The sequence below is a fragment of the Rhodanobacter sp. FW106-PBR-R2A-1-15 genome (genome assembly GCF_058789735.1).
The window spans coordinates 39,943-53,147 of record NZ_JBYTEM010000006.1; the positions used below are offsets into that span (position 1 = coordinate 39,943).

A 13,205-nucleotide genomic window follows, 5' to 3' on the forward strand; every position below is an offset into this window, starting at 1 on the left:
CTGCATGCTACATGCAGGTTCCCGCATCAGGCAGCGCCGCTGGTGCGTGCGGTGGCATCGGGCAACGGACGGTCGTGACGCAGCCGGCTGAACACGCTGCTGGCCGCTGCGGTGATCGCCGCCAGCAACACCATGGTCCAGCGGAACGCCACCACGTAGTCCTCGTGGGCATGTCCCTGCAGCATCGCTTCCATTAGCAAGGTAGACAGCGCGATGCCGAAGCTCATCGCCAGGTACTGCACGGTCGAGGCCATCGACGAGGCCATCGAGGCATGCCGGATGTCCAGGTCGGTGTAGATCAGCGTGTTCATGGTGGTGTACTGCAGGCCGGCGAAGCCGCCGTAGGCGAAGGTCAGCAATGCGATCACCCACACCGGTGAGCTCGGGCCGAGCAGGGCGAACGCGGCCAGCAGCGCGGCCACGATCAGCGTGTTGCCGAGCAGCAGGCGGCGGTAGCCGTAGTGCACCAGCGCCCGGTTCACTGCCCACTTCGCGATGATCGAGCCCAGCGCCTGCGGCACCATCATCAGACCGGCCATCAGCGGCGACCAGCCGCAACCGACCTGCAGGAACAGCACCAGCAGCAGGAACATGCCGGAGATGCCGAGCCGAGTGAACAGCCCGCCGGCCAGCGACACCCATACGCTGCGCACTTTCAGCAAGGTCAGGTCCGCCACCGGATGCTCGGTGTGCCGGCTGTGCCATACGTAGACTGCGCCGAGCAGCACGGCGAGCAGCGCGCACAGACCCATCCACAGCCACGGTGCCGGTGTGCTGCCGGCCAGCTCCGAGGCGGTGAGCAGCAAGGCCGAGGCGGCACCGAACAGCAGGAAGCCGGGCAGGTCGAAGCGGTTCGCGCGGTCGAGCCGGTAGTCGGGCATGTCGCGCTGGTTCATCCACACGCCGGCAAGCGCCACCGGCACGTTGATCAGGAAGATCAGCCGCCACGAGGTGAACTCCACGATCACGCCGCCCAGCAGCGGCCCCAGCACCGAGCCGAGCAGGCCGAACGTGGCCACCGTGCTCATCGCCCGCACGAACTCGCGCTTGTCGATGCTGCGCACCAGCACGTAGCGCCCCACCGGCATCAGCGCGGCGCCGCCGACCCCTTGCACCACGCGTGCGGCGACCAGCTGTGGCAGCGTCTGCGCGATGCCGCACAGCAGCGAGCCCAGGCCGAACACCATGATCGCCGCGCCGAACACCCGCCGCGTGCCGAAACGGTCGCACAGCCACGGACTGGCCGGAATCAGGATCGCCAGGGTCAGCACGTAGCTGGTCAGCGCGGTGCGCATGCCCAGCGGAGTCACCCCGAGCGCCTCGGCCATCGCCGGCACCGCGGTGTTGACCACGGTGGAATCCAGCGCCTGCATGAAGAACGCGGCGGCGACCAGCCACAGCAGGCCGCGGAAACGCTCGCGGGTGGAAATCTCGCGCAGACCAGCCGCCTCCGTCGTTGGCACGGGGGCGCCAGAGGCGACGGCGTGGGGGTCCGCGGCGGTGTGGGGAGCCATTTCCGGCATAGTAGCTGCTACGACAGCTTGCTTTTCGTCGGCGGTATCCGCACAGTGAGTCTTGTTTTACTGCCAGTCATGCCCAGATAGGCATGACGGCCATTGACAACCACACGCGCCGGGGCGGCTTCGTTCCGGCGTGTGCTTTTGTGCGGCAGGAGCCGCGAGTATCAGGAAAAGTCATGAGCAAGCCACCGATCACTGTTTCCCGCATCGACATGGAACGCATCGAAGCGTTGCTGGAACGCCTGCCGGCCGTCGAGGCCGACAAGCTCGATGCGCTGCGCGCGGAACTGGACCGTGCCGATGTGGTCGAGCCGGCAGCGATGCCGGAGCACATCGTGACGATGAACTCCACCGTCACCTTCGAGGACGAGAGCAATCGCGAAAAGCTGACCCTGACCCTGGTGTATCCGGCGGCCGCCGGTACGCCCGGCACGGTGTCGATCCTGGCGCCGGTGGGCAGCGCGTTGCTCGGGCTGGCGCAGGGCCAGCAGATCGACTGGCCCACGCCGGACGGCCGCAAGCGTCGCCTGAAGGTGCTGAAGATCGCCTACCAGCCGGAAGCGGCGGGGCACTTCCACCGCTGAGTCGCATCGCGCGCCGGTGTCGTTAAACTGCGGGGAGATCCGATGGAGACCCGCATGACCGAACGCCCGGCCCCGGCCGAGACTGTCGCCCGCGCCGCCGCGCTGCGGGCGCAGATCGAGCAGGCCAATTACCGCTATCACGTGCTCGACGACCCGGACATCACCGACGCCGAGTACGACCGGCTGATGCGCGAGCTGGAGGCGCTGGAGGCCGAATACCCCGTGCTGGCCACGGCCGATTCGCCGACGCGCAAGGTCGGCGCGCGTGCCAGCGGTGGCTTTGCCGAGGTGCGCCATGCGATCCCGATGCTGTCGCTGGGCAACGCGTTCGAGCAGGACGGCGCCAGCGATCGCGAACGCTTCCGCGAGGTGGCCGAGTTCGAGCGGCGCATCGAACAGACCACGAAACGGAGCGAACCCGTTTTCTCGGTGGAACCCAAGCTCGACGGCCTGGCGATCAGCCTGCGCTACGAGCACGGCGTGTTCGTGCAGGGCGCCACCCGCGGCGACGGCGAGACCGGCGAAGACGTGACCGCCAACCTGCGCACGGTGCGGGCGATCCCGTTGAAATTGCGCGGCAAGGGCTGGCCCGACGTGCTCGAAGTGCGCGGTGAAGTGATCATGCTGCACAAGGATTTCGAGGCGTTCAACGAACACGCGCGCAAGCACGGTGAGAAGCCGCTGGCGAACCCGCGCAACGGCGCGGCCGGTTCGCTGCGCCAGCTCGACCCGGCGGTCACTGCAAAACGGCGGCTGAGTTTCTTCGCCTACGCGGTGGGCGAGGTCGAGGGCGGCGAGCTGCCGCCGACCCATTCGGCCACGCTGCGCCAGCTGCGCGAGTGGGGCTTCCCGGTATCGCCGGAAGTGGATACCGCGCGTGGCTTTGACGGGCTGATCGCCTACTACCACCGCATCGGCGCCGAGCGCGACAGCCTGCCGTACGACATCGACGGCGTGGTCTACAAGCTGGACGACTACGCCGGCCAGCGCAAGATGGGCTTCGTCTCCCGTGCGCCGCGCTGGGCCATCGCGCACAAGTTCCCAGCACAGGAGCAGACCACCACGGTCGAGGCGATCGAGATCCAGATCGGCCGCACCGGCGCCGCCACCCCGGTGGCACGGCTGGCGCCGGTGCAGGTGGCCGGCGTCACCGTCACCAACGCCACGCTGCACAACGCCGACCAGGTCGCCCGGCTGGACGTGCGCGTGGGCGACACGGTGATCGTGCGCCGCGCCGGCGACGTGATCCCGGAAGTGGTGCGCGTGATGATTGAGCTGCGGCCGCCGCATACGCATCCCTGGCACATGCCCGCGCGCTGCCCGGTGTGCGGCTCGGAACTGTTGCGCGAGGAAGGCGAGGCGGCGTATCGCTGCTCCGGCGGGCTGATCTGCGCCGCGCAGCGCAAGGAGGCGCTGATCCACTTCGCCTCGCGCCGCGCCATGGACATCGATGGCCTGGGTGAACGCTTCGCCGAGGCGCTGGTGGAGCTGGACATCGTGCACTCGCCGGCCGACCTGTACGGCCTGGGCGTGGACGATTTCGTCGAGATGAAGCGGCGCATCGACGAGCGGAAGCCTGCCCCAGCGGAGGCTGGGGGCACCACGCCGGAAACGGTGAAGGCCGGCAAGGTGGCGACCAAGTGGGCGGAAAACCTGGTGGCCGGGATCGAGGCCAGCAAGCACACCACGCTGGCGCGCTTCCTGTACGCGCTGGGCATCATGCACATCGGCGAAAGCACGGCGAAGACGCTGGCGGCGTGGCTGGGCCGGCTGGAGTTCGTGCGCAGCACGCCGGCGGCGGTGCTGCGTGTGCTGCCGGACATCGGCAGCGAAGTGGCCACCTCGATTGCCGGCTTCTTCGCGCAGGCGGGCAATGAGCAGGTGGTCGACGCGCTGCTTGCCGACGGCATCACCTTCAGCGACGAGGGCGCGCCGTCGCCGCTGCTGCGCGCGCGGCTGGACCTCGGCGTGTTGCTGGGCATGGCCGACATCAACAAGCTCGGCCCCAAGAGTTGCGCGCTGCTGGCGCAACACTTCCCCACGCTCGACCAGTTGCTGTCCGGCGGGCCGGCGCACTGGATCACCGCTGGCGTGCCGCAGGCCGCGGCGACCAGCCTGCAAAACCATCTCGCCGACCCGGTCGCCCTGGCCGGGTTGCGCGAGGCCGAGGCGGCGATGCAGCGCCTGCTCAGGGCGATCCCGCACTCGGCGAAAGTGGCGACGGCACCGCTGCAAGGACAGACCTTCGTGCTCACCGGTACGCTGGCGTCGCTCAGCCGCGACGAGGCGAAAGAGCGACTCGAAGCGTTGGGCGCCAAGGTGTCCGGTTCGGTGTCGAAGAAGACCAGCGTGGTGGTCGCCGGCGAGGCGGCCGGTTCCAAGCTGGACAAGGCGCAGGAGCTTGGCGTCCCGGTGTGGGACGAGGCGCAGCTGCTGGGCCTGCTCGGCAAGCACGAGGCGGGCTGATGGGCCTTGCCCCGCTCGCCGCCCTGCAACTGCGCGCACGGCTGTACGCGCTGGTGCGCGCGTATTTTGCCGAGCAACGCGTGCTTGAGGTGGAGACGCCGATGCTTTCCGCCGCCGGCAATACCGAGCCGAACATCGAGGGCTTCAGCACGATGTTCAGCGGCCACGTCGACGCCGGCGCGCGCGAGCGCTGGCTGCGCACCTCGCCGGAGTATCCGCTGAAGCGGCTGCTTGCCGCCGGTATCGGCGACTGCTACGAGCTGGGCCGGGTGTTCCGCAACGGCGAGGCGGGCGGGCGGCACAATCCCGAGTTCACCATGCTGGAGTGGTACCGCGTCGGCTGGGACCATCGCCAGCTGATGCAGGAAACCGTCGCGCTGGTCGAGGCGGCGCTGGCGATGGTGGGGCGGCGCGCCGAGCTGGTGGTGACGAGCTACCGCCAGCTGTTCCTCGACGAGCTGGGCATCGACCCGGCGCATGCCGCCATCGACACGCTGCGCGCGCCGCTGGCCGAATCCGGCATCGATCCGGCGGGCCTGGGTCACGACGACTGGCTGGACCTGCTGATCACGCACAAGCTGCAGCCGGCGTTTCCGCGCGACCGCATCACGGTGATCCACGACTACCCGGCCAGCCAGTGCGCGCTGGCCAGGATCCGCCCCGGCGAACCGCCGCTGGCCGAGCGCTTCGAGCTGTACCTGGGCCGCTACGAACTGGCCAACGGCTACCACGAGTTGAATGACGCGGCCGAGCAGCGCGCGCGCTTCGAACGCGACAACGCCCGCCGCCGCGCACGCGGCCTGCGCGAGGTCCCGCTGGACGAGCGCCTGCTCGGCGTGCTCGACGCGCTGCCCGATTGCGCCGGCGTGGCGCTGGGTGTGGAACGCCTGCTGATGTGCCTGGCCGACACCGACGCGATCGCCGACGTGCTGGCGTTCGCGTTTTCCGAAGCCTGATGCGGCTGCCCGAAACCCGCGGCCCCGAGGTCGGGAGGGGCCGCGGCATGATCGCTGACGATCTTCCGGAAGGTGGCTACGGCGCGATGAAGCGCATCGCCAGCGCGCGACGCTCCAGCAGGCCCACTGCAGGCTGGTCCTGCAGGCGCAGGTCGTGCAGTTCGTACGGCGCGCCAACCCCCTGCAGGCTGGCCGGGTCGTAGTGCAGGGTGAGCCGGCCGTCGCCGGTCGGCAGCCACGCCGCCGACTGCGCGAACCCGGCCGGCACCATCGAGCCATCGGCGCCGCGCCCGTACAGCACGGCTGAGACCGCGTAGCGGCTGGCCGTTTGTGCGGTCAGGCCCAGTGTGATGTCGATGCCCCGGTCGACGGCGCGGGCGGTGTCGGCCAACCCGCTGAGGCGGGCTACCGGTGCGGCCGCGGCGAACACGGTGGTGGTATCGCGGCGGATCTCGTTGCCGGCGGCGTCCCTGCCTGTGGTGAAGCTATGTACTTCCCAAAGTCCCGGCGTGGTCGGGATGCTGCGCGGGCGGACATCGACGGTGAAGCTTCCATCGGCCTGGCGGCGGAAGTTCAGCGGCGTGCTGCTGCCGTCGGGCGCGCGCAACAGGCCGCCGACCGAACCCAGCGGCATGTCGCGGCCCTGATCGTGCAGCGCCACGCGCACCTGCACGCCGCGCCCCAGCAGCAGATCGTCGCGGTCGGCTTTCGCGGTGACGGTGAACGGGCTCTGCGGCTCGTACACGTGCACCACGTAGCGGCCGCTGGCTGCCGGCACCCGCAAGATGGCGACGCCGCTGCCGAGTTCGGGCCTGAGCTGCATGGCCATCGACGCGGCCGGCACGTCCATGCCGGCGGCGTGCAGGGCGATGGCATCGACAACCTGGCGGCTGGCGGTATTTGCGTTCAGCGACTGGTGTCCCAGTTGCAGGTGCACGCCAGCCGGATCCAGCTTGCCGACCGCGGCGTCGCCGGGGCTGAGCCGGATGATGGCACCAGGTGCGCTCAGTGGCAGCGGCAGACCTTGCTGCAGTTCGCTGGCCGAAACGTCGCGCCAGTACTCGCGGCTGCTGCGCGCGAATGGTTGCGGCTGTGGTTGCAACGCGACGTCGTGCGGCAGCGGCCAGTTCACGCTGAGCGGGGCGTGTTCCACATGCATCTGCGGCGTCGCCGCCATCGCCTGCACGGACTGGGGCATGGCAACGCGTGCCTGCAACACGGTCGGCACCATGTCGCCTTGCTGCGGTGGCAGCAGGGCCTGGGTGCCGGCCGTCGCCGGCGCGGCGAGGCAGATCGCCAGCAGGGCGCTGGCAAGAATGCTTGGCTTCATGGCGATCATCCCCTGACGTCGTTGGCGAGAATGGATTCGAGGCCAAAGCAGGCGCGCCGGCTCTGGTTGTGGTTCAGCACGGAGCCGCCGGTCTGCTGCGTGTCGCGGAACCACACCGTACCGGCGGCGGACGCGCTGGAGCACTCGATGAAGCCATCCGAGCAGCTGTTCAGCCAGTTCTGGGTGAGCTCCAGCCCCACGCTTTGCGCATAGCCGCCGCAATAGGCCTGGCTGCTCCAGAAGCCGGACACCACGTCGGTGCCGACTACCGCGCGGAACGGCACCGGCAGCGCCGGCCGCCCGCTGGTGCCGAGCAGGTATTGCTGGTTGTAGACGGCCATCCAGCCGACCTGTTGCTGGCGCACTGCGTCGGTCTTGTAGCCGAGCAGCCAGCCCAGTGCGGATTCGAACACGTTGCCGGCGATCACCGCGTCGGCCAGCGGCGTGCCGGCGCTGGACGGGGCGAGCGCGTCGACCTTGGCGATGCGGCTGATGATGGCCGGGTAGCGCGCGTCCCAGGTCGGGTTGGACAGGATCCAGCGCATCACGTTGCCGCCGTTGGAGTGGGTGATCACGATCAGGCGGTCAATTTGCCGGTTCTGGATGAAGCTGGTGAGCTGGCCGGCCAGGCAGCCGGCGGCGCGGTCGTCCCACATGTACTGGTTGAAGTCGCAGTTGACCACCAGCAGGTTGCTGCGGTCGGTCAGGCCGTTGCGCACGCCCTCGACCATGGCGGCCTGCCAGTAGTCGTTGTAGGCGTCGGTCTGGCTGCCGGTGCCGTGCACCAGCGCTACCCCGGTGGTGGTGGCCTGCGCGGTGGCGCAGGCCAGCAGCATGGACAATATCGTCGTTGTGCGTCGCACTTGAGTCTCTCCCCTTGAAGCGGCGAAGCGCCGCGGGTGGAGCCGGCCGCATGCAGCCACAGGTGCGCCAAGCCACCTGTGCTGCAGGCAGATCGACTACGGGTGATGCCAGCGAGGCATCGTCGGGACGTGCCGTCCGATCCCCCCGGACCGTGCGGCACGGTATGGACTCTAGCAGCGCCATACGACTGCGTCTTGACGCAACCGCACAATGGCAGCGGCGGGCGCCGCTGCTAAGGTTGCGCGCTGGTCATGGCCGGAATGCACACGCGATGCAGGCTGCACCCGTCGACAATTTTCCCTCCGACCGCCTGCGCCGGCGCGACGTGAAAACCTTGTTGCTCTCCGCACTGGGCGGCGCGCTGGAGTTCTACGACTTCGTGGTGTTCGTGTTCTTCGCGATCCCGCTGAGCCACCTGTTTTTTCCGCCCGACACCACACCGTGGCTGGCCCAGTTGCAGGTGTTCGGCATCTTCGCCGCGGGTTACCTGGCGCGGCCGCTGGGCGGCATCGTGATGGCGCACTACGGCGACACGCTGGGGCGCAAGCGGATGTTCACGCTCAGCGTATTCCTGATGGCGGTACCGACCCTGGCCATCGGCCTGCTGCCGGTGTACGCCCAGATTGGCATGCTGGCGCCGCTATTGCTGCTTTTGCTGCGGGTGGTGCAGGGCATCGCGGTGGGTGGCGAGGTGCCCGGTGCGTGGGTGTTCGTGGCCGAACATGTGCCACCGAAGCGGATCGGCTTTGCCTGCGCCAGCCTCACCTCGGGGCTCACCGTGGGCATCCTGATCGGCTCGCTGGTAGCCGCGGCGATCAACGACCGCATGAGTCCGACCGAGGTGCTCGACCATGGCTGGCGGCTGCCATTCCTGGCCGGCGGCGTGTTCGGCTTCGTCGCGGTGTGGCTGCGTCGCTGGCTCAGCGAGACGCCGGTGTTCGAGGCGATGCATGCGCGCAAGGAGCTGGCTTCGGGCTTGCCGCTGCGGCTGGTGTTCGAACGGCACCTGCCCGGCGTGCTGCTGTCGGTGCTGGTGACCTGGATGCTCACCGCGGCGATCGTGGTGCTGATCCTGATGACGCCGACGCTGGCGCAGTCGGTGTTCCATGTGGTGCCCGCGCGTGCGTTCCTCGGCAACAGCGTGGCTTCGTTCGCGCTGGCGCTGGGTTGCCTCTTCTACGGCTGGCTGGCCGATCGCATCGGCCATGCGCGTGCGCTGCTGGCCGGTGCGATCGGGTTGTTGGCGTGCGGTTACGCGCTGTACATCGACCTGCAGGCCGGTGCCGTGCATTTCGTCGCGCTGTACGCGCTGGCGGGCTTCGCCGTGGGCGTGGTCGGCGTGGTGCCGGCGCTGATGGTGGCGGCGTTTCCGCCACCGGTGCGCTTTTCCGGCCTGTCGTTTTCGTACAACATCGCCTATGCGCTGTTCGGCGGGCTTACGCCGCCGCTGATCGGTTGGCTGCTGAAGCCGTTCGGCGTGCTGGCGCCGGCGCACTACGTGGCGCTCACCGCTATCATCGGGATCGCCGTGGCGTACACACAGCTTCGTCGCCGCCATGCGTAGGAGCCCGCTCGCGGGCGATGCTCTTGCGAATCCCGAATCCCGGCTTTCAAGGCATCGCCCGCGAACGGGCTCCTACGGTCGAATGGTCAGAACTCCAGCTCCTGTGCCGCGCAGAGGTAGTCGACCAGCGGCGCGACGCGCTTGAACGTGGCCACCGTCCACGGCAGCAGTTCCTCCGAGCAGGCCAGCGCTTCATCGAATGCGGTGGTGGCGATGAAGTCCTTGCGCTTGAGGTCCTCGATCAGCTCGTGGGCGGGGTCGTAGCCGCGCGGCGGGCGTACCAGCGATTCGCCGCCCAATTTCAAATGCTCGCGGAACGCCTTGCCCTGCGTGGCGCGCTTCCACGCGGCGGGGTTGTCGACCAGGAACTCGCGGATGTGTTTCAGCGCATCGGGTTCGGGGTGCCACATGCCGCCGCCGGCGAAACACTCGCCGGGCTCGATGTGCAGGTAGAAACCGGGCGCCTGGATCTCGTGCCGACGCTGGTGGAAGAAGCGCGAACCCTGCCACGACTTGTACGGCAGCTTGTTGTTGGAGTAGCGGGTGTCACGGTAGATGCGGTACAGCGAGCCGCCGTTCTTGCGCGGGTCGGCGCGGTAGTGCGGGCTGATCTTCCCCAGCGGCGCCTGCAGGTCGGCGATCAGCTGCAGGAACGGCTCGCGTACGTGGCGCTCGTAGTCGTCCTTGTGCGCGTGGAACCAGTCGCGGTTGTTGTTGCGCTCGACGGCGCGCAGGAAGCGGAAGGTGGCGGGGGTGAAATAGCGTTGGGGCATGGCGGGTTGTCGAAAGACTCGGTAGCGCGGGCAGTGCCCGCCGGATTTTCGGGATGCCGGAGAGGCGGGCGGTGCCCGCCCTACGTGGAGGAATTATCGTTAATGCTGGCGGCGAGCTGTTCGCCCCAGGCCTGCAGCTGGTCGAGCAGGGGCAGCTTGTCCTGCGCCTGCGGGGCGTGGCGCAGTTCGGCGAGACGGGCGAAATAGTCGCCGAGGGTGAGCCCGGTCAGCGGCGTGTGGGTGGTCAGGCGTGCGCGGCGGAAGTTCTCCCAGCGCGCGTATTCCTCCGTGTCCAGCGTTTCCGGCCAGTTGCGCGCGCGGTAGCGGAACAGCAACTCCGGATAGCGCGGGTCGCGGAACGGAAAGCTGCGCGTGCCCAGCTCGCTGGGTGGCGTGGCGCGTACCTGCGCCAGCAGGCGCTTGTCGGCATCGGGCAGGAAGCCGCCGCCGTACAGGGCCAGCTCGGGATCTTCCGGCGGCGGCAGTTCGGCCGCACGCTGGAACACGCGGCGCAGCTTTTCGGCGAGCCCGTCGACGGCGTGCAGCACGTCGCGATGGGCCTGGCAACGGGCCAGGTCCAGCTGCAGGCGCGACAGGTCTACGCCCTGCAGCACCGACAGCGGCGCCAGCGCCGGCGCGTGGTTGGTGCGCACGGTGCGCAGCGGGATGCGTTCGACGTCCTCGGGCAGGTCGGCGCGCGCGGTGAAGATGCGGTCGGCGATCTCCTCCTCGTCCAGCGCCAGCCAGGCGGCGGGGTCGGTGGCCAGGTCGTACACGATCACCTCGCCGGGCCGGCTCGGGTGCGCCGCCAGCGGCGCGATCACGGCCAGGCAGTGGCGGCTGGCCGGGTAGCGCGAGGAAACGTGCAGCAGCGGTGTCATGTTCACCACGTCGAGCAGCTCGAACACCTTCTGCTTGCGGCGCAGGGCGTAGTACCAGTCCCACAGCCGCGGCTGGCGCACGCGGATCAGCCGGGCCAGCTCGATCAGGGCGCGGACGTCCGACAGCGCATCGTGGGCGCGCTCCTGGGTGAGCCCGTTCGCGCTGGCCAGGTGCTCCAGCTTGAAGCTGGGCGAGCCGTCCTCGCGGGTCGGCCAGACGATGCCCTCGGGCCGCAGCGCCTGGCACATACGCACCAGGTCGATCAGGTCCCAGCGTGAATTGCCGTTCTCCCACTCGCGGCCGTACGGCTCGTGGAAATTGCGGTACAGCATCTGCCGGGTGAATTCGTCGTCGAAGCGCAGCGAGTTGTAGCCCACGCCGCAGGTGCCCGGCGCCGCCAGCTGTTCGTGCACGCGGGCGGCGAACTCCGCCTCGCCGAGCCCTTCGCGTTCGGCCTGTTGCGGCGTGATGCCGGTGATCAGGCAGGCGTCGGGATGCGGCGGCATCTCCCGCGACGGCTGGCCGTAGAACATCACCGGCTCGCCGACGATCTCCAACTCCGGCATGGTGCGGATGCCGGCGAACTGCAGCGGGCGGTCGCGCCGCGGGTCGGCGCCGGAGGTCTCGTAGTCGTGCCAGAAAAAGGTCTGCATCGGGCCATGATCGCATGGCCGAAAGCCACGCCGGCATGGGGCTGATAAACTTCCTCCCACAAGGAGAGCCCATGAGCCAAGCGCACGAAGACAACCTGATCTGGATCGATCTGGAGATGACCGGCCTCGACACCGACAACGACTCCATCCTGGAGATCGCCACGATCGTCACCGACAAGGAGCTGAACGTGCTGGCCGACGGGCCGGCCTTCGCGATACGTCACGAAATCGACCGGCTGGAGTCGATGGACAGCTGGAACTGCAATCAGCACCACAAGTCGGGTCTGTGGCGGCAGGTGCTGATATCGGAGACCGACCACGCGATGGCCGAGCAGGCCACGGTGGATTTCCTGCGCGTGTGGGTGCCGCCGGGCAAGTCGCCGATGTGCGGCAACTCGATCTGCCAGGACCGCCGCTTCCTGCATCGGCAGATGCCGCGGCTGGAGCGCTATTTTCACTACCGCAACCTGGACGTCTCCACGCTCAAGGAGCTGGCCCGGCGCTGGGCGCCGGAGATCGCCAAGAGCGTCGGCAAGGAATCGGCGCATACGGCGCTGTCGGATATCCGCGACTCGATCGCCGAGCTGCGCCATTATCGTCGCTACATGGGCGAGCTGGGCGGCCGGGTCGAAGCCTGAGCGCGGCACCGCTTCCGAACATTTGATGAGGTCATGAGTATGTCGAACGATTTGTTGGCGCCGGTGCTGGATTGCGCCGGGCGCCTGTTGCGGCTCGACCGCGCGCGGGTGGTGGGCATCCTCAACGTCACCCCCGATTCGTTTTCCGACGGCGGCACGCACGACAGCTTGGAAGCGGCCGTGGCGCATGGCCTGGCGCTGGCGGAGCAGGGCGCCGACATGATCGACGTCGGCGGCGAGTCGACCCGTCCCGGCTCGGCCGACGTGCCGGTCGAGGAAGAATTGCGCCGGGTGCTGCCGGTGATCGAGCAGCTGATTGCGCGCACCACGCTGCCGATCGCGATCGACACCTCCAAGCCCGAGGTGATGCGCGCGGCGGTAGCCGCCGGTGCCGGCATGATCAATGACGTGTACGCACTGCGCCGCGACGGCGCAATGGCCGCGGCGGCCGAGCTGGGCGTGCCGGTGTGCCTGATGCACATGCAGGGCGAGCCGCGCAGCATGCAGGCCGAGCCGCATTACGACGACGTGGTGGGTGAGGTTCACCGCTTCCTCACCGATCGGCTGTTCGCCTGCGAGCTGGCCGGCATCGACCGGCGCAAGGTGATGGTCGACCCGGGCTTCGGCTTCGGCAAGACGCTGCAGCACAACCTGGCGCTGCTGTGCGCGCTGGAACGTTTCGCCGATCTCGGCAGTGGTGCGTACATCGGGCTGTCGCGCAAGACGATGATCGGCGAGATGACCGGCAGGGCGGTGCCTGCCGAGCGCACCGCCGGTTCCGTGGCAGCCGCGCTGGTAGCCGTTCAGCGCGGTGCGCGCATGGTGCGGGTGCATGACGTGGCCGCAACCGTCGACGCGCTGGCGGTGTGGCAGGCGGTGCATGCGGTCGATGCCGTGCCGCGGCGTGCCGACAAACCCGCCATGCCGCGCTGGCCGGACGACGATTGAGCTGCCGTTTCCCTTTCCCCATCTACC

The 13,205-nt window shown here is 68.8% G+C and carries 11 protein-coding genes; 6 read left to right on the forward strand and 5 right to left on the reverse strand.

Translation table 11 applies throughout. The features are described from left to right. Positions 1–26 precede the first annotated feature (26 nt). Entirely contained in the window at positions 27–1,523 is a 1,497-nt protein-coding gene (locus AC3WTD_RS05115) for an MFS transporter (protein WP_051257551.1), read from the reverse strand. 173 nt (positions 1,524–1,696) lie between these two features. Between AC3WTD_RS05115 and rnk the strand changes: the two genes are divergently transcribed. Genes rnk through epmA form a run of 3 tightly spaced genes read left to right on the forward strand, consistent with a single transcriptional unit; the run spans position 1,697 to position 5,526 of the window. Further along, positions 1,697–2,104, forward strand: coding sequence for a nucleoside diphosphate kinase regulator (gene rnk, locus AC3WTD_RS05120; RefSeq protein WP_027492454.1), 408 nt, complete (start codon positions 1,697–1,699; stop codon positions 2,102–2,104). 54 nt (positions 2,105–2,158) lie between these two features. Further along, positions 2,159–4,570: an NAD-dependent DNA ligase LigA gene (gene ligA / locus AC3WTD_RS05125; protein ID WP_492613108.1), complete on the forward strand. Its 2,412-nt coding sequence runs from the start codon at positions 2,159–2,161 to the stop codon at positions 4,568–4,570. After that, positions 4,570–5,526, forward strand: a complete 957-nt coding sequence (gene epmA / locus AC3WTD_RS05130) for an EF-P lysine aminoacylase EpmA (protein ID WP_492613109.1) — start codon at positions 4,570–4,572, stop codon at positions 5,524–5,526. Before ligA ends, epmA begins: the two co-directional genes overlap by 1 nt. A 76-nt stretch (positions 5,527–5,602) precedes the next feature. Here epmA and AC3WTD_RS05135 read toward each other — a convergent pair whose 3' ends face one another. Next, positions 5,603–6,856: a DUF4785 domain-containing protein gene (locus AC3WTD_RS05135; RefSeq protein ID WP_492613110.1), complete on the reverse strand. Its 1,254-nt coding sequence runs from the start codon at positions 6,854–6,856 to the stop codon at positions 5,603–5,605. 5 nt (positions 6,857–6,861) lie between these two features. Continuing rightward, a complete protein-coding gene (locus AC3WTD_RS05140; RefSeq protein ID WP_185754622.1) occupies positions 6,862–7,692 on the reverse strand; it encodes a hypothetical protein in 831 nt (276 codons plus the stop codon). A 299-nt stretch (positions 7,693–7,991) separates the two neighbouring features. Between AC3WTD_RS05140 and AC3WTD_RS05145 the strand changes: the two genes are divergently transcribed. Next, positions 7,992–9,284 (forward strand): MFS transporter, encoded by a 1,293-nt coding sequence (locus tag AC3WTD_RS05145; protein WP_492613111.1) that lies wholly within the window; start codon positions 7,992–7,994, stop codon positions 9,282–9,284. Between the two features lie 86 nt (positions 9,285–9,370). On the opposite strand, the gene AC3WTD_RS05150 is transcribed toward AC3WTD_RS05145, so the two are convergent. Next, entirely contained in the window at positions 9,371–10,057 is a 687-nt protein-coding gene (locus AC3WTD_RS05150; protein WP_027492460.1) for a DUF2461 domain-containing protein, read from the reverse strand. A gap of 80 nt (positions 10,058–10,137) precedes the next feature. Next, positions 10,138–11,592, reverse strand: coding sequence for an exodeoxyribonuclease I (gene sbcB, locus AC3WTD_RS05155; protein ID WP_492613112.1), 1,455 nt, complete (start codon positions 11,590–11,592; stop codon positions 10,138–10,140). 71 nt (positions 11,593–11,663) lie between these two features. Here sbcB and orn point away from each other — a divergent pair, with 71 nt between their 5' ends. Continuing rightward, positions 11,664–12,230, forward strand: a complete 567-nt coding sequence (gene orn, locus AC3WTD_RS05160; protein ID WP_027492462.1) for an oligoribonuclease — start codon at positions 11,664–11,666, stop codon at positions 12,228–12,230. A gap of 33 nt (positions 12,231–12,263) precedes the next feature. Beyond that, positions 12,264–13,178 carry a dihydropteroate synthase gene (folP, locus tag AC3WTD_RS05165; protein WP_037089483.1) on the forward strand — a complete coding sequence of 305 codons (915 nt, stop codon included), beginning with the start codon at positions 12,264–12,266 and terminating at the stop codon, positions 13,176–13,178. The last annotated feature ends 27 nt before the right edge of the window (positions 13,179–13,205 follow it).

Excerpts from the sequence above, each read along its gene's own strand:
- AC3WTD_RS05115 (WP_051257551.1), bottom strand. The coding sequence starts at position 1,523 with ATGCCGGAAATGGCTCCCCACACCGCCGCGGACCCCCACGCCGTCGCC.
- rnk (WP_027492454.1), top strand. The coding sequence starts at position 1,697 with ATGAGCAAGCCACCGATCACTGTTTCCCGCATCGACATGGAACGCATC.
- ligA (WP_492613108.1), top strand. The coding sequence starts at position 2,159 with ATGACCGAACGCCCGGCCCCGGCCGAGACTGTCGCCCGCGCCGCCGCG.
- epmA (WP_492613109.1), top strand. The coding sequence starts at position 4,570 with ATGGGCCTTGCCCCGCTCGCCGCCCTGCAACTGCGCGCACGGCTGTAC.
- AC3WTD_RS05135 (WP_492613110.1), bottom strand. The coding sequence starts at position 6,856 with ATGAAGCCAAGCATTCTTGCCAGCGCCCTGCTGGCGATCTGCCTCGCC.
- AC3WTD_RS05140 (WP_185754622.1), bottom strand. The coding sequence starts at position 7,692 with ATGCTGCTGGCCTGCGCCACCGCGCAGGCCACCACCACCGGGGTAGCG.
- AC3WTD_RS05145 (WP_492613111.1), top strand. The coding sequence starts at position 7,992 with ATGCAGGCTGCACCCGTCGACAATTTTCCCTCCGACCGCCTGCGCCGG.
- AC3WTD_RS05150 (WP_027492460.1), bottom strand. The coding sequence starts at position 10,057 with ATGCCCCAACGCTATTTCACCCCCGCCACCTTCCGCTTCCTGCGCGCC.
- sbcB (WP_492613112.1), bottom strand. The coding sequence starts at position 11,592 with ATGCAGACCTTTTTCTGGCACGACTACGAGACCTCCGGCGCCGACCCG.
- orn (WP_027492462.1), top strand. The coding sequence starts at position 11,664 with ATGAGCCAAGCGCACGAAGACAACCTGATCTGGATCGATCTGGAGATG.
- folP (WP_037089483.1), top strand. The coding sequence starts at position 12,264 with ATGAGTATGTCGAACGATTTGTTGGCGCCGGTGCTGGATTGCGCCGGG.